The sequence below is a fragment of the Pseudomonas sp. Pseusp18 genome (assembly GCF_059506005.1).
Genome location: NZ_CP169240.1, coordinates 717,012 through 739,045 on the forward strand (window position 1 = coordinate 717,012; position 22,034 = coordinate 739,045).

Here is a 22,034-nt window from a genome sequence, read left to right on the forward strand (position 1 = left end):
TGGCAACTGTCGTCACTCCTTTCACCTACTACACGACACGAATCGTAGCCGGTGCCGCGTACCTTTTGGATGTTCAGCGAATCGGTACGACGTTGCGATCTCTAGTTTGATTGATGGCCGATGCGGACAGGCTGCCGGTGGCCGCCTTCTGGATATGTTCACTCCACCAAGCCATCATCGGACGCCGGCGTTCGATGTAATCCGTCCGGTTGTAGGCGCTACGAACTTCGTCCTTGTCGACATGCGCAAGTGCGACCTCAATCAGCTCCGGATCCCAGCCATGCTCATTCAGGATGGTGCTCGCCATCGAGCGCAAGCCGTGGCTGACTAGACGGTCCTGAAAGCCCATGCGCTTCAACGCCATGTTGGCGGTCTGGCTATTGGCATGGGTGCGGGGGTTTCTATCTGAGGGGAACACGTACTCTCTGTTACCACTGAGTTGCTTGAGCGTTTCGAGTAACGAAAGTGCCTGATCGGTGAGGGGGATTGTGTGCGGGCGCCGCTTTTTCATGCGCTCTGGCGGAATGGTCCAAATGCGCTTGTCGAAGTCGATATCTGCCCATCGTGTGGTGGCTGCTTCGGCGGGGCGGGTCATCGTGTGCAACTGCCATTCGATCAGGCAGCGGGTCGTGCGCTTGATGCTGGCATTCGCGATTTCCATCATGAGCTCGGGAAGCTCCTCAGGTGGTAGCGCAGCCATGTTCTCTTTCTTGGGTTTCTTGAAGACCGCCCGAATTCCATTGAGGGGGTTCGCAAATATCAGCCCGGAGTTGACCCCGTAGGTCATGATCTCGTTGAGTCGTTGACTCAATCGCTTCACGGTTTCGAGACTCCCTTTGGCCTCGATTGGGCGAAGGATCTTGATAACCATCGGAGCAGTGATTTGAGAAAGCGGCGTTGTTTTCATGCTTGGGAACACATGGAGCGTCAGCGATCTCCAAATGTCTTCGGCGTAGGCTTTGGTTACGGAGTCTTTCTTCAGCTCGAACCAGGCGGTGGCCACCTTCTCGAACGTGTGTTCAGTCTCAGCAAGTTTGGCTTGCCTTACCTCATCACGCTGGGTTTTGGGATCAATGCCCAAAGCGAGCAGCTCACGCGCCTCTGCTGCTTTCTTCCGGGCGTTGGCTAGCGAGAGGTCGGGGTATGGACCGAGCGCCATATTAAGACGGCTTCTGGTCAACGGCTCGCGGTAATTGAAATTCCACATCATCGAGCCGCTGGCGCGTACTCGAAGCTGCAGGCCGTCGCCGTCGCTGAGGACGAAGTCTTTACCAGTTGCCTTGACTGCCTTGAGCTGGCGATCGGAGAGGCGGGTTGCGTTAGTAGGCATGGGGGCTACCTCCAGCACCGTTTTGGTATCCTGAAAATAGCATTTGGTAACTCGGGATACCACCTGGGATACCAAAGCGCTTGGAACTCAGAAATCCTCCAAAGCCCCCAAAAGAGCTGAAACCCTCGTATTTACTGGGCTTCAGGCACAAAAAAAGACGTCCGTGGACGTCTTTAGATGATGAAATGGTGGAGCCGGGGGGAATTGAACCCCCGTCCGCCAGTACTCCGCTGTCGGTACTACATGCGTAGCCGTGTCTATTAAGTTAACCCTCAGCGACCCGACGGGCAGGGTGCTTTGGGCGAGTTGTGTAAGTTTTAGCCGCTTCGTCCACAACGTACTGCACGGCGATTCTGTTCTATATGACAATCACTTTGGGTTTACAGACATCCCCTGATGATTGCTGGACCCGAAGGTACCAGAAGCTCAGGATCTAAAGCTGCTTACGCAGCGAGAGAGAATTCCTGGCCGTAGGTTTCGTCATTGGCAACTATAAGTAGTTGCAACAGTGGATTTACGACTTCTGTTACCAAGTCGGCATGCACCTAAAGTTTCGCAACCGGCGTCGAATCCAAAGCGGCCCCGAACCTGCTGTGCATAACCAGCAGGTAAGCGAAGTGTACGCCAATACGCGCGCCGAGTCGACCTTCTGTCCTTACCTGTGCGTCAGGGCCGACGCCGGATTGGCTCTGGCCCGGCCCTAATGGCTATTCATGTGGCTTTGAATGTCCTGAAGCGCTTGCTGCGCCAGGGAAACACACTCTCTGTCGTTGTTGGAGGCGTGGGCGGCCTTGGCTTGTTCGGCTTTGGTGACGACGACACCTTTGGTGGCGGCATCCAGCGTGGCTGCGCTGGACAGCTTGCTGTTGACCTCCTGGAGCTTCATTACGCATTGATCGCTATCGTTTGAGGCGTATGCGGAGGAGGCCAGCATTGTTGCAGCGATGAGCAGTCCAGCCAGGGCGGAACGCTTCATGGGTATCTCCTGGAACGGGGGTGGGGATTGGGCCACGCTGATTGGGGCTTAACAAATGGACTGTGACGGCGTGCAAGGGTTCTGTTTTCGCTTGCGAGGGAGTGAAAGATTTTCCGGGAGGAGGGTGCGAAAAAGGGGCAATAACGCCTAACGCACAATCCCTGTGGGAGCGGGTTTGTGCATTATGCGTTAATGCCCCTTCTTTTTGTGCTTCGGTGTCAGACCGCTCTAGCCCGGGTCACCCGATCCACCAGATAGACCAGCCCGTGGTAGTCAATTCCACCGTGTCGTGTCAGACCAATTTCACAGGTGCGGCTGGTGGAAATCCCTTCGCTGCATTGCTGTACCGCGTCTTTCAGCGTGCGTAACGAATGCGCGTTCAATTCCGGCGTGGTGAAGCCTTTGTCGCCAGCAAAACCACAGCAGTGAATGCCTTCCGGAATGACTACGTTGTTACTGCACTTACGCGCCAGATCGATCAACGCTTGGCTTTCGCCAAGATGTTGCGTGCTGCACGTGACGTGTACCGCGATCGGTGCTTCCTGCGGGGTGAAGTCCAGTCGGTCCATCAAATGCGTACGAATGAAACGCACCGGGTCGTACAGGTCCAGTCGTACGTCGCCCAGGTCCTGAACCAGCCTCAGCGTGCAGGGGCTGGTGTCGCAGTAGATCGGGTCGAGCCCGCCGCGGCTGGCATGCAGTAGTGCGCCGATCAGCTCCTGACGTTTGTGTTCGGCCTGTTCGGCATAGCCCTTGGACGCGAATGGCTGACCACAGCAGAGGTTGTCCTGATTGTCTGGAAAAACTACCTGGTAACCAGCCTTTTCCAGCAGGCCACGGGTTTTGTCGTACAGCGACATTTGCTCTTTATCACCTGCCGTCGGGCCCATGACCCGCGACACGCAGGCCGCGAGGTACACCACCCGAGGGCGTTCGTCCGACACGCTCGGGCTGAAGCGAATGGCCTTTTCCGGTTGTGGCATGGCGTTGGTCCATTGCGGAACCTGGCCTTTGGACAAGCGGGTCAATGTTGCCGAAAGCTTCGCCAAACGTGATGCCCCCAGCAGCATTCGTGCACCGTTGGCGACGTGCAAGGTGAAGCGCGCGCCTTGTAACGCAGTGGCGAAATTGCCTTCAATCCAGTTGGCGGTTTTCGTATGGCTCGCGTTACGGCTACGGAGCTTTTTCACCAGCTCGCCGGTGTTGATGCCTACAGGGCAACGTTGTGCACACAGGCCTGTAGCGGCGCAGGTATCGATGCCCTGATATTCGTAGGCCTGTTCCAGTTCGGCGGTGTCCATGCCGGAGCGTTTCTTCGCCTGGATGTCACGCCAGATCACGATGCGCTGGCGTGGGCTCAGCGTCAGGCCTTTCGACGGGCACACTGGTTCGCAGAAACCGCATTCGATGCACTTATCCACAATCTCATCGGCGGCGGGCAGCGGTTTCAGATGTTTGAGGTGGATCTGTGGATCGTCGCTGAGCACTACGTCCGGGTTGAGGATGCCGTTGGGGTCGAGCAGGCGTTTGAGCTGCCACATCAACTGGTAGGCGTCGCTGCCCCATTCCAGTTCGACGAAGGGCGCCATGTTGCGACCAGTGCCGTGTTCGGCTTTCAGCGAACCGCCGAATTCCACGGCCACCAACTGTGCTACGTCGTCCATGAACGCCTGGTAGCGTGCGACTTCTTCCGCGCTGTTGAAGCCTTGGGTGAAGACGAAGTGCAGATTGCCTTCCAGGGCGTGTCCGAAAAGGATCGCTTCGTCGTAGTGATGTTTGTCGAACAGCTCGATCAGGCGATTCACGCCGATGGCCAGTTGTTCCACCGGGAAGGTCACGTCTTCGATGATCACCGTGGTGCCGGTTTTGCGTACCGCGCCGACGGCGGGGAAGGTGTCCTTGCGGATCGCCCAGAGCCGGGCGTTTTCCACAGGGTCTTCGGTGAAGTCGACTTGTTTCTCTACCGGGAAGCCGGTCAACGACGCCATGATCTGTGCCAGTTGTTCCTGCAGCAAAGTGGAAGAGGCGGCGCGGGATTCGATCAACAGGGCGCAGGCGTTAGCCGACAGTTGTTGTACGAAAGCCGGCATGCCGGGTTTGTCCTGCACTGAGCGCAGGCTGCGACGGTCCAGCAGTTCCACGGCCGACACCGGTTGGCTTTTCAGGACGGTGACGGCGTTGCAGCAGGTTTCCACGTCCGGGAACACAATCAGCGCCGACGCCTTGTTCGGGTGATCGATCACCGTGTCGTAGGTCACCGCGCTGATGAACCCCAGCGTGCCTTCGGAACCCACCAGCAAGTGGCTCAAGATATCCACAGGCTCGTCGAAGTCCACCAGGGCATTGAGTGACAGCCCGGTGGTATTTTTCAGACGGTATTTGTGGCGAATTTTCGCAGCCAGTTCGGCATTGGCGCGGGTCTCGCGGCCCAACGTCGCCAGACGCTCCAGCAGTTCGGCGTGGCTCTTTCGGAACGCCGCAACACTGCTGGCGTCTTCGGTATCGAGACGGCTGCCATCGGCCAACACCAGACGAATGCCGGCCAGGGTGTGATAGGTATTTTGCGCTGTGCCGCAGCACATGCCGCTGGCATTGTTGGCGACGATGCCGCCGATTTTGCAGGCATTGATCGACGCCGGATCCGGACCGATCTTGCGTCCGAACGGTGCCAGCCACGCATTGGCCTGGGCGCCGATCACGCCCGGTTGCAGACGGATTTGCGTGCCCTGGCCACGGATCTCGCGACCGTTCCAGTTATCCCCCAGCACAATCAGCACCGAATCGCTGATGGCCTGGCCGGACAGGCTGGTGCCAGCGGCGCGGAAGGTCACCGGGACGTGGTCCCGTTGCGCCAGTTTGAGCAGCGCCACTACTTCGTCTTCGGACTCGACGCGGATCACCAGTTTTGGAATCAGCCGGTAGAAACTGGCGTCGGTGCCGAAGGCCAGGGTCGACAGCGGATCGTCGAAACGTCGTGCTTCAGGAATCAGTTGCTGCGCATCGCGCAGAAAAGCCGTCGGTAGACTCATTGGTCCTCCAGGATCAGAACCACCAAGTCTTTCGGCCCGTGGGCTCCGTAAGCCAGCACCTGCTCGATATCGGCAGTCTTCGACGGGCCGGACACCAGCAAGGCGTTGGTCGGCATGCCTTGGGCCCATTCGAATTCCTGCTGCACCTGATAGAAGTTGTCGCGGATCTCACTGGCCTTGAGCAGGGCGAAATGCACCGGCGGCACCAGGCTCATCAAGCGCGGTTCTTCCCGCGTCGGCCAGAGAATCAGGCTACCGGTCGCGGCGATCGCGCCGAGGGTGGTGGTCAGGCTGGCCGGGGTGTCGTTGAACAACTCGGCTTTCCATTCCTCGACCGGGCGGTTGTAGGCTTTGAGCGCTGGCAGGCCAGGATTTTTCGCCCAATGCTCGGTGATGCGTTGCCCGTGGGGCGTCGTCGGCGCAATCAGCAGGCTCGGCAACTGGCGGTCCCGCAGCAGTTGCGCGAGCAATTCGGGCCAGCCTTCCCTGGACGTCAGATGAATTTCGGTGTGCACCGCTTCCATCAGTTTGCGCAGTTGCGAAATGCGTTGTTCCGGCGTGTAGGTGTAGGGCTCGGTCACCAGTTCGACATCGAAGTTGTCAGCCACCGGCGTGGTGCCCGTCAGACTGTTGCGCAATTTGGCGAGGATATTTTGTTTGGCGCTCATCAACGGTCCCCTTGTTTGGCCAGATGCTCGCGGGCCATGTCATGCAGTGAGCGGGCCGCGGGTTTCGGTGCGCTATGGTTCTGGGTCCATGGGCCGACGTTGCTCGGCGTCAGCGCTCGCAGGCGAGTGGCGAAGAAGCCGAACAGGCGATAAAGCGTTGGCGAACTGTTGAGCCTGGCCCAGGCGTTCCAGATAAATCGCTCTTTGCGCGAATACTTGCTGCCCTGACCGCGCATCACTTGATGTGGGCTGTCCGGCGCTTTGACGTTTTCTTCCCGCAGGCGACGCAGCAATGCAGGAATCGGAATTTTTACCGGGCAGACTTCACCGCAGGCGCCGCATAACGACGAGGCACTTGGGTGGTCGGGGACTTTCGCCAGGCCGACCATGTGCGGGGTGATGATTTTTCCGATAGGCCCGGGGTAAACCTCGCCGTAGGCATGGCCGCCGATTCGGGTGTAGACCGGGCAATGATTCATACAGGCACCGCAGCGGATGCAGTTCAGGGTCTGGCGCAGTTCGCTGTCGGCAAATGCCTGGCTGCGACCGTTGTCCAGCAGCACCAGGTGCACTTCCTGTGGGCCGTCGAGTTCATGTTCCTTGCGCGGGCCGGAGATCATGTTGACGTAGGTGGTGATCGGGATGCCCAGGGCCGAGCGGGTCAGCAGCGACAGGAGCGGCACCACGTCGCGCAGGTTTTCCACGACTTTTTCGATGCCGGTGACGGCGATGTGCACTGGCGGCACCGTGGTGGTCATCCGTCCGTTGCCTTCGTTTTCCACCAGCAGCAAGGTGCCGGTTTCGGCCACGGCGAAGTTGACGCCGGAGACGCCAATGTCGGCTTCGAAAAATTTCTGCCGCAAGACTTTGCGACCGATCTGAATGAGTTGGTCAACGTCCTTGGTGTACTCCACGCCAAGTTTGTCGTGGAACAAGGACGCGACCTGACCGGCATTCTTGTGGATCGCCGGCATAATGATGTGTGAAGGCTTCTCGTGGTCGAGCTGGACGATGTATTCGCCCATGTCCGACTCCAGGCATTCAATGCCTTGAGCTTCGAGGACATGGTTCATCTCCATCTCTTCGCTGACCATCGATTTGCCCTTGATCACTTGCCGCCCCTCGTGAGCGCGGATGATCGACAAGACGATGCCATTGGCTTCGTCCACCGTTTCCGCCCAATGCACTGTCACACCGTTGCGGGTCAGGTTCTGTTCAAGCTGCTCGAGCAGGTCGGGCAGCTTGGATAATGCACGGGCGCGGACCGCATTGCCCAGCGCTCGCAAATGTTCTCTTTCATGGGCATCGCTGAAGGACGCTGCCCGTTTGTTCATCAGTGAATCCATCGCGCTGCGAAAGTTGTTTCGCAATTGCGTGTCAGCCAAAGCCTTGTGAGCCCGGCTGCGAAAATCTTCTTCTACGGCGACCGTAGGAATAATCGTGGAGCTGCTCATCGGGCACCTCCGGTACGCAACCAAAGGAAGCTGGCCAGATGCTGACCGCGCAACGCTTCCTGTTGTTTCTCCAGCGAGCCGTTGATGTTCATCAGGCAACCGCAATCGGCACTGAGTACCTTGTGCGCGCCGGATTCCTTCAACGCACGGGTCTTGTCAGCCACCATCGCACCGGAAATATCCGGCATACGGACGCTGAAAGTCCCACCAAAGCCACAGCATTCACTTTCGTGGCTGTGGTCGACTCGCTCCACGTTGCTCAGCTGCGCCAACAACTCACGGCCATGCAGGTGGGTGTTCATTTCACGGCGTGCCGAGCACGACGTGTGCAACGCCACTTTCACCGGTTCGCCGCTGTCCTTGAGCTGCACCTTGCAGACAAACAGCAAGAACTCGGCAAGTTCGTAAGTCCGTGCCGCGAGGGCCTGAACCTGTTTCAGCGTTTGCGGTTCGTCCTTGAACAGGTCGGCATAGTGTTCGCGCAACATGCCCGCGCAAGAACCCGACGGCACCACCACCGGATAATCCCCGGCAAACAACGCCAGTTGCGAGCGCGCCACGGTCCGGGCCTGTTCGGTGTAACCCGAGGTGTAGGCCGGTTGCCCGCAGCAGCTTTGCCCTTGCGGGTATTCGACACGAATGCCCTCGCGTTCCAGCAGGTGGATCGCGTCCATCCCGGCTTCGGGGTAGAACAGATCCACCACGCAGGTCCCGAACAGGTACACCCGTGACGGTTTTTCGCTGGGGTATTGCCGAGGTTCAGGCAGTGGCGGGGCGACGCGGGTCGCGTTCGGCACAGCGTTGTAAAAAAGCTCGCTCATCAGGCGTGTCTCCGGGTGGTCCCGGTTATCCGTCCGCTGAGGCTGCTGAATATAGAGAGAGAAGCTTTCAGCAGCCTTGCAGACCCGGTTGTGAATAGCTGACGCCGGGGGCGTAACCCAGCGTCGGTTTTTTCCGTGTGGCGTGTAGTGCTTAGTGCACCAGCATGCCGGTGAACCAGTAAGCCTGGGCCAAGGTGATCAGGCCGACGATCGTTGCAAAGAATAGGCTGTGCTTGAGGGTGAAGCGGAACAGATCTGATTCTTTGCCCACCAGCCCGGTCGCGGCGCAGGCCACGGCGATCGATTGCGGCGAGATCATTTTGCCGGTCACCCCGCCGCTGGTGTTCGCCGCCACCAGCAAGGTGTCGTTGACGCCGATCTGGTGCGCGGTGGTCGCTTGCAGCGAACTGAACAGCGCGTTGGACGAGGTATCGGAGCCGGTCAGGAACACACCGAGCCAGCCGAGGAATGGCGAGAAGAACGGGAACGCCACGCCGGTGCCTGCCAATACCAGAGCCATGGTCGACGACATGCCTGAGTAGTTGGTGACGAAGGCGAAGGCCAGCACCATGCCGATAGACAAAATCGGCCAGCGCAGTTCGTAGAACGTCTCTTTTAAAGTGGTCAGACCAGTTTTAATGTTGACCTTCAGCACCAGCATCGAGATTAGCGCGGAGAAGAAAATCGCCGTGCCGGTCGCGGAAACCGGATCGAGTTTGAACACCGCCGGAATCGCTGTCGGGTTGGTTACGATCGGCGCAACCTTGATCACCATTTGATCCAGGTGCGGGATCGCGAAGTTGAACACCCAGCCATACATCGAGCCGCCGGCGGCAAACATCGCCTTGAACGGTTTCAGCGTCCAGATAGTCACCAATACGGTGAGGATCAGGAACGGCGACCAGGCTTTGAAAATTTCCCCCAGGCTGTAAGGCGAAGCCTCGGTGGTGCGCGGTTGGCCGAAACCACCGGTGCTGGCCACCACGGAAGCCGAGACTGCGCCGACGATGTGCGCGCCCGCAGCGCGTTTTGGCTGCCAAATTTTCAGGAACAGTGTCAGGGAAATCAGGCTGACCAGCGCCGAGGTGATGTCCGGCAGTTCCGGGCCAATGAAGTTCGAGGTGAAGTATTGGGTGATGGCAAAACTCAAGCCGGCCACCAACGCAGCTGGCCAGGTTTCCCGAACGCCGCGCAGGCCGTCCATCATGAACACCAGCCAGAACGGCACGAACAGCGACAGCAACGGCAGCTGGCGACCGGTCATGGCGCCGATCTTGAAGGCGTCGATGCCGGTGACTTGCCCGGCGACGATGATCGGAATCCCCAAGGCGCCGAAGGCCACCGGCGCGGTGTTGGCGATCAGGCACAGGCCGGCGGCGTACAGCGGGTTGAAGCCCAGCCCTACCAGCAGTGCGGCGGTAATCGCTACCGGTGCACCGAAACCGGCGGCACCTTCCAGGAACGCGCCGAAGCAGAAGCCGATCAGCAGCACTTGCAGGCGCTGGTCGTCGGTGATCGACAGCACCGAGCTGCGGATCACTTCGAACTGGCCACTCTTGACCGTCAGTTTGTAGAGGAACACCGCTGCCACGATGATCCACGCAATCGGCCACAGCCCGTAGGCAAAGCCATATCCAGCAGCGGCGAAAGCCATATCGACCGGCATCTGGAAAGCGAAGATTGCCACGGCAATGGACAACGCCAGGGTGATGCTGCCGGCCACATGGCCTTTGAGGCGGAACACGGCCAAGGCCAGGAAGAAAAATACGATGGGAATGACGGCCGCGAGTGCGGACACGCCGAGACTGCCGAGCGGGCTGTAGAGCTGTTGCCAGGTTTGCATATGGGGTGGCCCCTAATTGTTGTTGGTCAGGCACTGGTCAGCGTTCTTGGTTAATTGGTAAGACCAATTTACAATCGCTGTTGGCTAGGGTAAAAGCCTTGGAGGCGGTGTGTCAATTTGCCGCCCTAAAACTTTTGTCGAATGAGCAGTGCAAAACGCATCTGATCTGTTCGATCAAGCGTCGTCTGGTAGGTGCTGGCGCAGCGCCGATAGGCCAGAATAGAGAGCCCGGCGAGCCGCCGGGATCGTGGAGAATTGAGTGATGGGGTTTGATCAGATTCGGCAACGCCGTTTGTCTGACGATATTGTCGAGCAACTCGAGGGGATGATTCTCGAGGGCACCTTGAAGGCTGGTGAGCGCCTGCCGGCAGAACGTGCGTTGGCCGAGCAGTTCGGCGTGTCACGCCCTTCGTTGCGTGAGGCGATTCAGAAACTGGTGGCCAAAGGGCTGCTGGTCAGTCGTCAGGGCGGCGGCAATTATGTGGTGGAATCCTTGGGCTCGACGTTCAGCGATCCACTGCTGCATCTGCTGGAAAGCAACCCCGAGGCCCAGCGCGATTTGCTGGAGTTTCGCCATACCCTGGAAGCGTCCTGTGCTTACTACGCAGCATTGCGCGCCACCGACGTCGATCGCGAGCGGCTGACGGCAGCGTTCGACGAGTTGCAGGACTGCTATTCGCGCCACGACGAAGTGAGCCGGGCGGAAGAGGGCGCGGCGGATGCAAATTTTCACTTGGCGATCGCCGAGGCCAGTCATAACGCAGTGTTGCTGCACACCATTCGCGGACTGTTCGACCTGCTCAAGCGCAATGTGGTGACCAACATTGGCGGCATGTACAAACAGCGCGTCGAAACCCGTGACATGCTGATTGCGCAGCACCGAGAGTTGTACCAGGCGATTATTGAGGGGCGGGCGGAAGAGGCACGAGAAGTGTCCAGTCGGCACATTTTGTATGTGCAGGAAGTGCTGGAAGAGGTGCGTCAGGAAGTGCAGCGCATGGCTCGGGCGGAGCGGCGCAAGGGGATGTGATCGTTCTTTAACGCAAAAGATCGCAGCCTTCGGCAGCTCCTACGGATTTGCGTGCATCCGATGAATCGGGCACAGCGATCACTGTAGGAGCTGCCGCAGGCTGCGATCTTTTCGCAAGCACCACAAAACTCAAGCAGGAAAATTAATCTTCCTTGCCCTTGTTCCGCACCGCACGCTGCAATTCACGACCGGCGTCGCGTTCGCGTTCGGTATCGCGCTTGTCGTACTCCTTCTTGCCCTTGCCCAGAGCAATCTCGCACTTGACCATGTGCTTGCTCCAGTACCAGGACAGGCATACGCAGGCGTAACCTTTTTGCTGCACGGCAGCGGCCAGCTTCTCCAGCTCGCGCCGATTGAGCAGCAATTTTCGGGTGCGGGTCGGATCAGCGATAACGTGGGTGCTGGCCGTCGTCAGAGGCGTAATGTGGCTGCCGAGCAGCCAGGCTTCGCCATCTTTGAGCAGTACGTAACTGTCAACCAGTTGCAGCTTGCTTGCCCGCAGACTTTTTACTTCCCAGCCGGCCAGGACCAGACCAGCCTCGAACCGATGTTCGATGAAGTAATCGTGTCGCGCCTTTTTATTTTGCGCGATGGTCCCTGTTGGGTGTTTCTTCTGTTTAGCCATAGGGGCGGCATTATAGGGAGTTGCGCGCGAGTCGGCTACGGTGACGCTACGTGCTTGAGCAGGTTGATTGAATCCCGGACAATGCGGCCTCTTTTTTGAACGCTTGGGCGTGATAACGATGTCGACAGACAAGGTTTCTGTCCACGGCAGTTGGGCTAGCCGCTGGGTCTTCATACTCGCCGCGACCGGTTCGGCCGTGGGTTTGGGGAGTATCTGGAAATTCCCTTATATGGTTGGCGTCTATGGCGGCGGGGCCTTCGTGCTGATGTTCCTGGCCTGTATCGCGCTGATCGGTATGCCCGTCATGCTGGCCGAAACCCTGATCGGCCGGCGCGCGCGGCAGAGCCCGGCCAATGCCTTGAAGGTCCTGGCGCTGGACGCAGGGCATTCGGCGAAGTGGTCCTGGGGCGCCTTTGCCGGGATGATCACGGCGTTGCTGATTCTGTCTTTCTATAGTGTGGTTGGCGGTTGGTCGCTGGATTACATCATCGACATGGGCCGTGGCGACTTTCGGGGCGTGACGGCTGATCAGGTCGGCGCATACTTCGGTAATGTGATCGCTGACCCATGGCGCCTGACACTTTGGCACACGATTTTCATGCTGTTGTCGGCAGTGGTGATCGCCAAGGGTGTGGTCGCCGGGTTGGAGCGCAGCCTGCGGATCATGATGCCGTTGCTGTTCGTGATGGTGATTGTCCTGCTGGGTTACAGCATGACCACCGGCCACTTCATGGAGGGCGTGCATTTCATGTTCGACTTCCACCCGGACAAGGTGCTTGATGGCTTGCTGCCGGCCATGGGGCACGCGTTCTTCTCTCTGAGCGTGGGTGTCGGCTCGATCATGATCTACGGCGCCTACATGCCGAAGCACTCGTCGATTTCCGGAACCGTCGTCGGTGTGGCGTTGCTCGATACCTTCGTTTCGCTGTTGGCCGGTCTGGCATTGTTTCCGATTGTGTTCGCTGCTGGCCTGAACCCGAGCGAAGGCCCCGGCCTGATGTTCGTCAGCCTGCCATTTGCCTTCGGTAACGTAGCGTTCGGCCAGTTGATGGGCGTAGTGTTCTTCGTACTGGTGGCGATTGCGGCCTGGAGTTCGGCGATTTCCCTGCTCGAACCGATGGTGGCTTACCTGGTTGAGCGCACGAAAATCAGCCGCGCCTGGGTCACCTTCTGGCTGGCATTCACCTGCTGGTTCGTCGGCCTGGGTACCGTGTTTTCTTTCAATATCTGGAAGCAAGCCAAGTTTTTCGTGAACGAAGGCGGGATGTTCCATCTCTACCAATGGGGAGCCGCCGGTGGCCTGGACTTCTTTGGTGTGATCGACTTCTTCACCTCACGGATCATGCTGCCACTCGGTGGTTTGTGTTTCGTGGTGTTTGCGGGCTGGGTGATGGGGCGTGAAGCGGTGCGCGACGAGTTGTCGATCCGTAGCCCGGTAATGTTCGCCCTGTCCCTGTTTTTGATGCGCTATGTGGCGCCCATCGGCATTCTTGTAGTGTTTGCCGCCCAGCTGTGGAAGTAACGCTGACATGACGACACATATTCAACGTTCGGCCCTGCTGCCGTATCCGGCGCAAGCGCTTTACGACCTGGTCAACGACGTGGCCCGCTATCCGGAATTCCTGCCGTGGTGCTCATCGACCGAAATTCTGGAAAGCTCCCCTGAGTTCATGCGCGCCAGCGTCGGCGTGGCCAAGGGTGGGCTTAGTCAGCATTTCGTAACGCGTAATACCCTGGTGCCCGGGCGTTCGATCGAAATGAACCTCGAGGAAGGTCCGTTCAGCCAGTTGCACGGCGTCTGGGTGTTTAAACCGTTGGGCGAGAAGGCCTGCAAGATCAGTCTGGACCTGTCGTTCGACTACTCCGGGCCGCTGGTGCGTGCGACGTTGGGGCCTTTGTTTAATCAGGCGGCGAATACGTTGATGGACGCGTTCTGCCAGCGCGCGAAGCAAATGCATGGTTGAGGCCGTGATCAAGGTCGAGGTGGTGTATGCCGCCGTTGATCGTCAGGTGCTGCTGAGTGTAACGGTGTCGGTGGGCGCGACGGTGCGGGATGCGTTGTTCAAATCGGGCCTGAATAGCGAATTCCCGGAGCTGGATCTGGCCAGTTGTCCGGTCGGGATCTTTGGCAAGGTGATCGCTGATCCGGCCACTCGCCAGGTTCAGGAAGGGGATCGCATCGAGGTTTACCGGCCGTTGCTCGCCGATCCAAAAGAAGTTCGGCGGTTACGTGCAGCCAAAGCGGCCGAGGCCAAAGCCCGGAATCAGTGATTCGATTAAACACCAGACAATAAAAAACCCGGACATGCCGGGTTTTTTATTGCGTCGCAAATTATTGCGGCGAGGTTTCCAGCGGTTCTGGAGTCGGGACAGGGACAGTTTCTACGTTGTCCACGTCCTTCTGGATCTGGTCCAGCAACGAGCCTGGCTTGACCGGTTTTTCTGGCTTCGGCTTCTCGGCGTTTCCTGCCGGCGCGGTCACGGTAGTGCCGCTGTCCTTGCCGAGAATGGCCTCGTCGCGGCTCACGCCTGGCATGAAATCGCCAGAGAGGCTGACAAGTTGGTCATTCGGGTTGAAGATAACGCTGATGCGTTCCTGTTGGCGTTCACCGCCACCCGGTTGCAGGCTATACAAGTAATCCCAGCGATCGGCGTGGAACGTGTCAGTCAACAGAGGGTTGCCCATGATAAACCGTACTTGCCGACGGGTCATTCCCGGGCGTAACTGGTCTATCATGTCCTGCGTGACGACATTGCCCTGCTGGATGTCGATTTTGTAAACCCCGGGGAATGAACAACCGGCGAGTGCGAGCAGTCCCACAAAGGTGAAACTGGTTAGCAAGAGCTTGGTGTTTTGCATCGGTGGGCGACTTCCACTATCTTGGCTGGGACAACGTAAACGCCGATCATACCCGCATTAAGAGAAGCTGCGAAGCAGCATCGCGAGAAAGCTGACCATGGTTGAAAATAGCGAACTACGCAAAGCCGGCCTCAAAGTGACCCTTCCACGGGTCAAAATTCTGCAAATGCTCGATTCCGCCGAGCAACGCCACATGAGTGCCGAGGACGTCTACAAGGCACTGATGGAGGCTGGTGAGGACGTCGGTCTGGCCACGGTTTACCGTGTTCTGACCCAGTTCGAGGCAGCTGGCCTTGTGGTGCGGCACAACTTCGACGGAGGCCATGCGGTCTTCGAACTGGACGACGGCAAGCATCACGACCATATGGTCAACGTCGAGACCAGTGAAGTGATCGAATTCTTCGACGAAGAAATCGAGCGGCTGCAGAAAGCAATCGTCGACAAGTATGGCTTCGAGATGGTCGATCACAATCTTGTACTGTACGTGCGCAAGAAAAAGTAAGCATGTCGCGCGAACGCAAGGTTCGCGAAACGAACGAAGGCGACCTCAGGGTCGCCTTCGTGCTTTCTGCCGTCCTTAGATTTTTGCGGTAACGACCATTTTCTTCGCGTGAGCCAGGGACTCCTTGGTGAGGTCGATGCCGCCCAGCATCCGTGCCACTTCTTCGACACGATCATTCTTGCTCAGCTTGGAGACGGCCGTGTGCGTGGCGTCTTCACCGCGGACCTTGTGCACAAATAGATGTTGATGCCCCTGCGCCGCCACTTGCGGCAAGTGAGTCACGGTCAGAACCTGCCCGCGCTCCCCGAGGCGTCGCAGCAACTGGCCGACAATCTCGGCGGTCGGGCCGCCGATACCTACGTCCACTTCGTCGAACACCAGCGTCGGTACGCGGGAGGTCTGTGCGGTGATCACCTGAATTGCCAGGCTGATACGCGACAGCTCGCCACCCGACGCCACTTTTGCCAGGGCTTTCAATGGTTGCCCCGGGTTGGCGCTCACCAGCAGCTCTACTTGTTCGAGCCCGTTGGGCAGTAGTTCGTCGCTGCTGTTGGGCCGCAGTTCGATGGTGAAGCGGCCGCCGGGCATGCCCAGGCGCTGGATTTCCTGTTCCACGGCGCTGGCCAGGCTGCTCGACGCTCGATGGCGCAGGTCGCTCAATTCCCGAGCCTTCTCCTGATAATGACGGGCGTAGGAGGCCAGCTCATCGCCCAGTCGCTCGATGGATTCATCGTTGGCATTCAGGGTTTCGATTTCGTCGAGTAGCTTCTGTTGCATCTCGGCGACTTCGGTCGGCTGGATGCGGTGTTTGCGCGCCAGGGTGTAGATCGCATCGAGGCGTTCTTCCAGGTATTGAAGGCGTGCCGGGTCAGCGTCGAAATTGTCGAGAAAACGGTTCAATTCGCCCACCGCTTCTTCAACCTGAATCTGCGCGCTGGTCAGCAGGTTGCTGGCTTCACCCAGGGCGCCGATCGAATTGTTCACGCTCGATAGGCGATTGAGGCTGGCGGTCAGTGCGTTCAATACATTGCCGGAATCACTTTCGCTGCATTGTTCGACCACTTGCCGACAAATGCCCAGCAGGGTTTCGGCGTTGGTCAGGTTCTTGTGTTCCTGCTCCAGTTGCTCCAGCTCGCTTTCGCCAAGGCCGAGGTTTTCCAGTTCTTCGAGTTGATAGCTGAGCAACTGATGGCGAGCGCGCTGTTCATCGCCGGAGTTGGAGAGGCGCTCCAGCTCCTGGCGGGTCTGGCGCCAGCGTTGGGCGGCCAGTTGCACCTGGCGGGCAAGGTCCGTGGCGCCGGCGTACTCGTCGAGCAGGCGGCGATGGGTATCGGTTTTGAGCAGGGATTGGTGTTCGTGCTGGCTGTGGATATCGATCAGCAACTCGCCCAGGGCCTTCAGGTCGCCGAGAGGGCAGGGGGTGCCATTGATATAGCCGCGCGAACGCCCTTCAGCGGTGATCACGCGGCGCAGGATGCACGGGCCATCGTTCTCGAGGTCGCGCTCGGCCAGCCAGGCACTGGCTTCAGGGATGTCGATCAGGTCGAAGGTGGCCAGGATGTCGGCCTTGTCGGCACCGGGGCGGACCACGCCGCTGTCGGCGCGATCACCCAGGGTCAGACCGAGGGCGTCGAGCATGATCGACTTGCCGGCGCCGGTTTCCCCTGTGATCACGCTCATCCCGCGATCGAGTTCGAGATCGAGATGTTCAACGATGGCGTAGTTGTGTACGGACAGGTGCACCAGCATAAAGGCCGCTCCCAGGCTTTAGGTCTGGTTATTTATACAGTGTTTTGTTTCTGGCTGACAATGCCCCTTCTTAGTTCGATTTGCTTGATTGAAAGAAATCCTTAGCGCGCCTGGGAATGACAAAGCAGTTGTTTTTTGTAGGGTTAATCATCAAACAGCCCTTGAAGCTGAATTTTGCGGCCCCATATACCGGGGCAGAAGCGCGAGTTGAGCTCGCGGACGATATTGGAAGGAGAAATCTATGGCTGACGAACAGACAGTGGATACGCAAAATCTAGACGCCAATCAGGCCCCCGAGGCTTCGGGTGAAGACCTGGCGGCTCGTGTGCAAGTGCTCGAAGAGCAATTGGCTGGTGCGCAGGATCAGGCTTTGCGTGTAGCCGCCGATCTGCAGAACGTCCGCCGTCGTGCCGATCAGGACGTTGAAAAGGCTCACAAGTTCGCCCTGGAAAAATTCGCAGGCGACCTGCTGCCGATCATTGACAGCCTGGAGCGCGGCCTGGAGCTGTCCAACCCTGACGACGAAAACATTCGTTCGATGCGCGAAGGGATCGAGCTGACCCTGAAAATGTTCCAGGACACCCTGAAGCGCTATCACCTGGAAGCCATCGATCCTGAAGGCGAACCTTTCAATGCCTCGCATCATCAGGCGATGGCCATGCAGGAAAGCGCCGACGTCGAGCCAAACAGCGTGCTCAAGGTGTTTCAGAAGGGCTATCAGCTCCACGGTCGCCTGCTGCGCCCGGCCATGGTCGTGGTCAGCAAGGCACCTGCACCGGTTTCGCCTTCGATTGACGAGCAGGCTTGAAATTAGCCGCAAGGCCCCCATTTAGAAGTCAAGCGTTTAAGTGCTACCGCAGTCAGCCACCACTACTGCGGCATCCAAATCCAAAGTTTCGGGAGAGTGAACATGGGCAAAATTATCGGTATCGACCTGGGGACTACCAACTCCTGCGTCTCCGTGCTGGAAAACGGCAAGGCCAAAGTTATTGAAAACGCTGAAGGCGCGCGTACCACGCCGTCGATCATCGCTTATGCCAACGATGGCGAAATCCTGGTTGGCCAGTCGGCCAAACGTCAGGCAGTGACCAATCCGCATAACACCCTGTACGCGGTGAAGCGTCTGATCGGTCGTCGTTTTGACGAAGAAGTCGTACAGAAAGACATCCAGATGGTCCCTTACAAGATCGTCAAAGCTGACAACAGCGACGCTTGGGTTGAAGTGAACGGCCAGAAAATGGCGCCGCCACAAATCTCGGCTGAAATTCTGAAGAAAATGAAGAAGACCGCCGAAGACTACCTCGGCGAGCCTGTGACCGAAGCGGTAATCACCGTTCCGGCCTACTTCAACGACAGCCAGCGTCAAGCCACCAAAGACGCCGGCCGCATCGCGGGCCTGGACGTAAAACGTATCATCAACGAACCGACCGCAGCCGCACTGGCCTACGGTATGGACAAGGCGAAAGGCGATCACACCGTGATCGTTTACGACCTGGGTGGCGGTACTTTCGACGTTTCCGTGATCGAGATCGCTGAAGTCGATGGCGAGCACCAGTTCGAAGTGTTGGCCACCAACGGTGACACCTTCCTGGGTGGTGAAGACTTTGACATTCGTCTGATCGACTACCTCGTTGACGAATTCAAGAAAGAAAGCGGCATGAACCTCAAGGGTGACCCGCTGGCCATGCAGCGCCTGAAAGAAGCCGCTGAGAAAGCCAAGATCGAACTGTCCTCGAGCCAGTCGACCGACGTGAACCTGCCGTACATCACTGCAGACGCTACCGGTCCTAAGCACTTGAACGTGAAAATCTCCCGCGCCAAGCTCGAAGCGCTGGTGGAAGACCTGGTTCAGCGCACCATCGAACCTTGCCGCATCGCGATGAAAGACGCCGGTATCGATGTCAGCAAGATTGACGACGTGATTCTGGTCGGCGGTCAGACCCGTATGCCAATGGTGCAGAAAGCTGTTTCCGACTTCTTTGGTAAAGAAGCTCGTAAAGACGTTAACCCGGACGAAGCTGTTGCGATGGGTGCTGCGATCCAGGGCGCTGTATTGGCCGGCGACGTGAAAGACGTTCTGCTGCTCGACGTCAGCCCGCTGACCCTGGGTATCGAAACCATGGGTGGCGTGATGACCGCGCTGATCGAGAAAAACACCACGATTCCTACCAAGAAATCGCAAGTGTTCTCGACTGCTGACGACAACCAGGGCGCCGTGACCATTCACGTGCTGCAAGGTGAGCGTAAGCAAGCCGCACAGAACAAGTCCCTGGGCAAGTTCGACCTGGCCGAGATTCCACCGGCTCCACGTGGCGTGCCACAAATCGAAGTGACCTTCGATATCGACGCCAACGGCATTCTGCACGTAGGCGCCAAAGACAAGGCTACCGGCAAGACTCAGTCGATCGTGATCAAGGCCAACTCCGGTCTGTCCGAGGACGAAATTCAGCAGATGGTTCGCGACGCTGAACTGAATGCCGAAGAAGACCGCAAGTTCGAAGAGCTGGCCAGCGCTCGTAACCAGGGCGACGCACTGGTTCACTCGACTCGCAAAATGATCGCTGATGCTGGCGACAAAGTGAGCGCTGAAGAGAAGACTGCAATCGAAGCGGCAGTAGTTGCCCTGGAAGCCGCTGTTAAGGGCGACGACAAGGCTGCTATCGAAGCCAAGGTTGAAGAGCTGTCCAAGGTCTCCGCGCCAGTGGCTCAGAAGATGTACGCCGATCAGGCTCAGCCAGCTGAAGGCGCGGCACCGCACGACGAAAAAGCTGAAAAAGCTGACGACGTCGTCGATGCCGAGTTCGAAGAAGTCAAAGACCACAAGTAAGTTGTTGGTCGCCCGGTTGACTGCCTTAAGGCGGTGACTGGTAGGATGTCGCCGCGCGGGAGCTTGCTCCCGCGTTGGCGTGTCTGGAGTAAGCGAATTTTTACAGCATGCGACAACGCTCGGATGTTGGTGGTATGGCCGGGAATGCTCCTGCTTTTCGAGCCGAAAGTACCGCATTGAATCAAAGACCAGGATCGTTGAATTGACGTGAGTTGGGTCCGGGCCTGTATTGGGGCTCAACGAGTTCGGCGAGGCTCAGGAGAGGTTTGTCGAACGTCCTTAAGAGTGCAAAGACTTATGGCAAAGCGTGACTATTACGAAGTATTGGGTGTTGAGCGTGGTTCAAGCGAAGCGGACCTGAAAAAGGCCTACCGCCGCCTGGCGATGAAGCACCACCCGGACCGTAATCCCGATGACAAAGCGTCGGAAGAGATGTTCAAGGAGGCCAACGAGGCCTACGAAGTGCTGTCCGATTCCAGCAAGCGCGCGGCCTATGACCAATACGGTCATGCCGGTGTCGACCCGAGCATGGGTGGCGGCGGTGCCGGTTTTGGTGGCCAGAACTTCTCCGACATCTTTGGCGATGTCTTCAGTGACTTCTTCGGTGGCGGTCGCGGCGGCTCCCGTGGCGGCGCTCAGCGTGGCAGCGACCTGCGTTACACGCTGGAGTTGAATCTGGAAGAAGCGGTGCGCGGCACAACCGTGAATATCCGTGTTCCGACACTGGTCAACTGCAAGCCGTGTGACGGCTCGGGCGCCAAGAAAGGCTCCTCGCCGGTCACCTGCCCGACGTGTGGCGGTATCGGTCAGGTACGCATGCAGCAAGGCTTCTTCTCGGTGCAGCAGACCTGCCCGCGTTGCCATGGCCAGGGCAAGATCATTTCCGATCCGTGCGATTCCTGCCACGGCGAAGGTCGTGTCGAAGAGTACAAGACGCTTTCCGTCAAAGTGCCGGCCGGTGTCGATACCGGTGACCGTATTCGTCTGTCCGGCGAAGGCGAAGCAGGCGCGCAGGGTGGTCCGACCGGCGACCTGTACGTGGTGATCAATGTGCGTGAGCACGCGATCTTCCAGCGTGACGGCAAACACCTGTGCTGCGAAGTGCCGATCAGCTTTGTCGACGCAGCGTTGGGCGGCGAGCTGGAGATTCCAACCCTCGATGGTCGGGTCAAGCTGAAGATCCCTGAGGGGACTCAGACCGGCAAGCAGTTCCGTGTTCGCGGCAAAGGCGTTGCGCCGGTTCGTGGCGGCGGCGCTGGCGATCTGATGTGCCGTGTGGCTGTCGAAACCCCGGTCAACCTGGGTCGTCGTCAGCGCGAATTGCTGGAAGAGTTCCGCAGCTCTTTGGCGGACGACAACAGTCATTCGCCGAAAACCACTGGTTGGTTCGAAGGCGTGAAGCGCTTCTTCGGCGATTTGTAAGGAGTGAACATGCGACGTATAGCTGTGATGGGTGCCGCCGGCCGCATGGGCAAGATTTTGATCGAGGCGGTGCAGCAGCGCGCGCCGCTGACCGGTCTGACCGCCGCCATCGTGCGCCCCGGCAGTACGCTGATTGGCGTGGATGCCGGTGAGCTGGCCTCGTTGGGGCGTATTGGTGTGCCGCTGTCCGGTAGTCTGGACTCGGTGGCTGATGAGTTCGACGTGCTGATCGACTTTACGCTCCCGGAAGTCATGCTGAAAAACCTGGCTTTCTGCCGCAAGGCGGGCAAAGCCATGGTGATTGGCACGACCGGATTGGATGTAGCGCAGAAGCAGTTGCTGGCCGAGGCGGGCAAGGATATTCCTATCGTGTTCGCGGCCAATTTCAGTGTCGGTGTAAACCTGTCGCTGAAGCTGCTCGACATGGCTGCGCGCGTGCTGGGTGATGATGCGGATATCGAAATCATCGAGGCTCATCACCGGCACAAGATCGATGCCCCTTCAGGTACGGCGCTGCGCATGGGCGAAGTAATCGCCAGTGCGCTGGATCGTGATCTGCAGAAGGTTGCGGTCTATGGGCGTGAAGGTCACACCGGTGCGCGCGAGCGTGAAACGATCGGCTTTGCCACTGTTCGCGGTGGTGATGTGGTCGGTGATCATACGGTGCTGTTTGCCTGTGAGGGCGAGCGCCTGGAAATCACGCACAAGGCATCCAGTCGCATGACCTTCGCCAAGGGCGCGGTACGTGCGGCTTTGTGGCTGGACGGTCGTGAGCCAGGCCTCTATGACATGCAAGACGTGCTTGACCTGCGTTAAGATGCAGCCGAAACCGGGTTCAAACATAGCCTTTGAGCCCGGTTTTAAACCGCCAAGCGACGTCCTGTCGCATTCTCCGGCC

General features: G+C 58.5%; 19 protein-coding genes and 1 other RNA gene. 9 read left to right on the forward strand and 11 right to left on the reverse strand.

All coding sequences use genetic code 11. The features are described from left to right. Positions 1 to 73: 73 nt before the first annotated feature. From ACEN9A_RS03080 to ACEN9A_RS03115, 8 genes are all read right to left on the reverse strand, one after another. Complete coding sequence (locus tag ACEN9A_RS03080; protein WP_011332382.1) at positions 74 to 1,330, reverse strand: integrase domain-containing protein; 1,257 nt, start codon at positions 1,328 to 1,330, stop codon at positions 74 to 76. A 186-nt stretch (positions 1,331 to 1,516) separates the two neighbouring features. Beyond that, positions 1,517 to 1,914, reverse strand: a transfer-messenger RNA (tmRNA) gene (ssrA, locus tag ACEN9A_RS03085). A 116-nt stretch (positions 1,915 to 2,030) separates the two neighbouring features. Then, positions 2,031 to 2,306 carry a PA2433 domain-containing protein gene (locus ACEN9A_RS03090; protein ID WP_019582464.1) on the reverse strand — a complete coding sequence of 92 codons (276 nt, stop codon included), beginning with the start codon at positions 2,304 to 2,306 and terminating at the stop codon, positions 2,031 to 2,033. A gap of 218 nt (positions 2,307 to 2,524) precedes the next feature. Continuing rightward, complete coding sequence (locus ACEN9A_RS03095) at positions 2,525 to 5,335, reverse strand: FAD-binding and (Fe-S)-binding domain-containing protein (protein WP_258672328.1); 2,811 nt, start codon at positions 5,333 to 5,335, stop codon at positions 2,525 to 2,527. Next, the gene (locus ACEN9A_RS03100) at positions 5,332 to 6,003 is read right to left on the reverse strand and encodes a LutC/YkgG family protein (protein WP_018929465.1); all 672 of its coding nucleotides are present in this window, start codon (positions 6,001 to 6,003) and stop codon (positions 5,332 to 5,334) included. The genes ACEN9A_RS03095 and ACEN9A_RS03100 overlap by 4 nt, the downstream gene beginning before the upstream one ends. After that, on the reverse strand, positions 6,003 to 7,457 hold the full coding sequence (locus ACEN9A_RS03105; RefSeq protein WP_019651062.1) for a LutB/LldF family L-lactate oxidation iron-sulfur protein: 1,455 nt from the start codon (positions 7,455 to 7,457) through the stop codon (positions 6,003 to 6,005). Before ACEN9A_RS03105 ends, ACEN9A_RS03100 begins: the two co-directional genes overlap by 1 nt. Next, on the reverse strand, positions 7,454 to 8,278 hold the full coding sequence (locus ACEN9A_RS03110) for a (Fe-S)-binding protein (protein WP_258672329.1): 825 nt from the start codon (positions 8,276 to 8,278) through the stop codon (positions 7,454 to 7,456). Before ACEN9A_RS03110 ends, ACEN9A_RS03105 begins: the two co-directional genes overlap by 4 nt. Before the next feature lie 151 nt (positions 8,279 to 8,429). Further along, entirely contained in the window at positions 8,430 to 10,121 is a 1,692-nt protein-coding gene (locus ACEN9A_RS03115; protein ID WP_258672330.1) for a lactate permease LctP family transporter, read from the reverse strand. 262 nt (positions 10,122 to 10,383) lie between these two features. Between ACEN9A_RS03115 and ACEN9A_RS03120 the strand changes: the two genes are divergently transcribed. Then, positions 10,384 to 11,151 (forward strand): FCD domain-containing protein, encoded by a 768-nt coding sequence (locus ACEN9A_RS03120; protein WP_018929469.1) that lies wholly within the window; start codon positions 10,384 to 10,386, stop codon positions 11,149 to 11,151. Between the two features lie 142 nt (positions 11,152 to 11,293). Here ACEN9A_RS03120 and smpB read toward each other — a convergent pair whose 3' ends face one another. Next, complete coding sequence (gene smpB, locus ACEN9A_RS03125; RefSeq protein ID WP_018929470.1) at positions 11,294 to 11,776, reverse strand: SsrA-binding protein SmpB; 483 nt, start codon at positions 11,774 to 11,776, stop codon at positions 11,294 to 11,296. 118 nt (positions 11,777 to 11,894) lie between these two features. On the opposite strand from smpB, the gene ACEN9A_RS03130 reads away from it, so the two are divergent. The 3 genes from ACEN9A_RS03130 to ACEN9A_RS03140 are packed head-to-tail and all read left to right on the forward strand — an operon-like array spanning position 11,895 to position 14,047. Then, the gene (locus ACEN9A_RS03130) at positions 11,895 to 13,298 is read left to right on the forward strand and encodes a sodium-dependent transporter (RefSeq protein ID WP_258672331.1); all 1,404 of its coding nucleotides are present in this window, start codon (positions 11,895 to 11,897) and stop codon (positions 13,296 to 13,298) included. Positions 13,299 to 13,305: 7 nt separating this feature from the next. After that, complete coding sequence (locus tag ACEN9A_RS03135; RefSeq protein ID WP_007933502.1) at positions 13,306 to 13,740, forward strand: type II toxin-antitoxin system RatA family toxin; 435 nt, start codon at positions 13,306 to 13,308, stop codon at positions 13,738 to 13,740. Then, on the forward strand, positions 13,733 to 14,047 hold the full coding sequence (locus ACEN9A_RS03140) for an RnfH family protein (protein WP_258672332.1): 315 nt from the start codon (positions 13,733 to 13,735) through the stop codon (positions 14,045 to 14,047). Before ACEN9A_RS03135 ends, ACEN9A_RS03140 begins: the two co-directional genes overlap by 8 nt. Before the next feature lie 61 nt (positions 14,048 to 14,108). Here the strand turns inward: ACEN9A_RS03140 and ACEN9A_RS03145 are convergent, their stop codons facing one another. Next, entirely contained in the window at positions 14,109 to 14,636 is a 528-nt protein-coding gene (locus ACEN9A_RS03145; RefSeq protein WP_018929473.1) for an outer membrane protein assembly factor BamE, read from the reverse strand. 97 nt (positions 14,637 to 14,733) lie between these two features. On the opposite strand from ACEN9A_RS03145, the gene fur reads away from it, so the two are divergent. Beyond that, complete coding sequence (gene fur, locus ACEN9A_RS03150; protein ID WP_003197684.1) at positions 14,734 to 15,138, forward strand: ferric iron uptake transcriptional regulator; 405 nt, start codon at positions 14,734 to 14,736, stop codon at positions 15,136 to 15,138. A 75-nt stretch (positions 15,139 to 15,213) separates the two neighbouring features. On the opposite strand, the gene recN is transcribed toward fur, so the two are convergent. Continuing rightward, on the reverse strand, positions 15,214 to 16,887 hold the full coding sequence (gene recN, locus ACEN9A_RS03155; protein ID WP_258672333.1) for a DNA repair protein RecN: 1,674 nt from the start codon (positions 16,885 to 16,887) through the stop codon (positions 15,214 to 15,216). A 241-nt stretch (positions 16,888 to 17,128) separates the two neighbouring features. Between recN and grpE the strand changes: the two genes are divergently transcribed. The 4 genes from grpE to dapB all read left to right on the forward strand — a co-directional run bounded on the left by grpE (position 17,129) and on the right by dapB (position 21,952). Then, positions 17,129 to 17,695 (forward strand): nucleotide exchange factor GrpE, encoded by a 567-nt coding sequence (gene grpE / locus ACEN9A_RS03160; RefSeq protein ID WP_019651069.1) that lies wholly within the window; start codon positions 17,129 to 17,131, stop codon positions 17,693 to 17,695. A gap of 102 nt (positions 17,696 to 17,797) precedes the next feature. After that, positions 17,798 to 19,714: a molecular chaperone DnaK gene (gene dnaK / locus ACEN9A_RS03165; RefSeq protein WP_019651070.1), complete on the forward strand. Its 1,917-nt coding sequence runs from the start codon at positions 17,798 to 17,800 to the stop codon at positions 19,712 to 19,714. 297 nt (positions 19,715 to 20,011) lie between these two features. Continuing rightward, the gene (gene dnaJ / locus ACEN9A_RS03170) at positions 20,012 to 21,136 is read left to right on the forward strand and encodes a molecular chaperone DnaJ (protein ID WP_413387740.1); all 1,125 of its coding nucleotides are present in this window, start codon (positions 20,012 to 20,014) and stop codon (positions 21,134 to 21,136) included. A 9-nt stretch (positions 21,137 to 21,145) separates the two neighbouring features. Beyond that, on the forward strand, positions 21,146 to 21,952 hold the full coding sequence (gene dapB / locus ACEN9A_RS03175; RefSeq protein ID WP_258672334.1) for a 4-hydroxy-tetrahydrodipicolinate reductase: 807 nt from the start codon (positions 21,146 to 21,148) through the stop codon (positions 21,950 to 21,952). Positions 21,953 to 22,034: the final 82 nt, after the last annotated feature.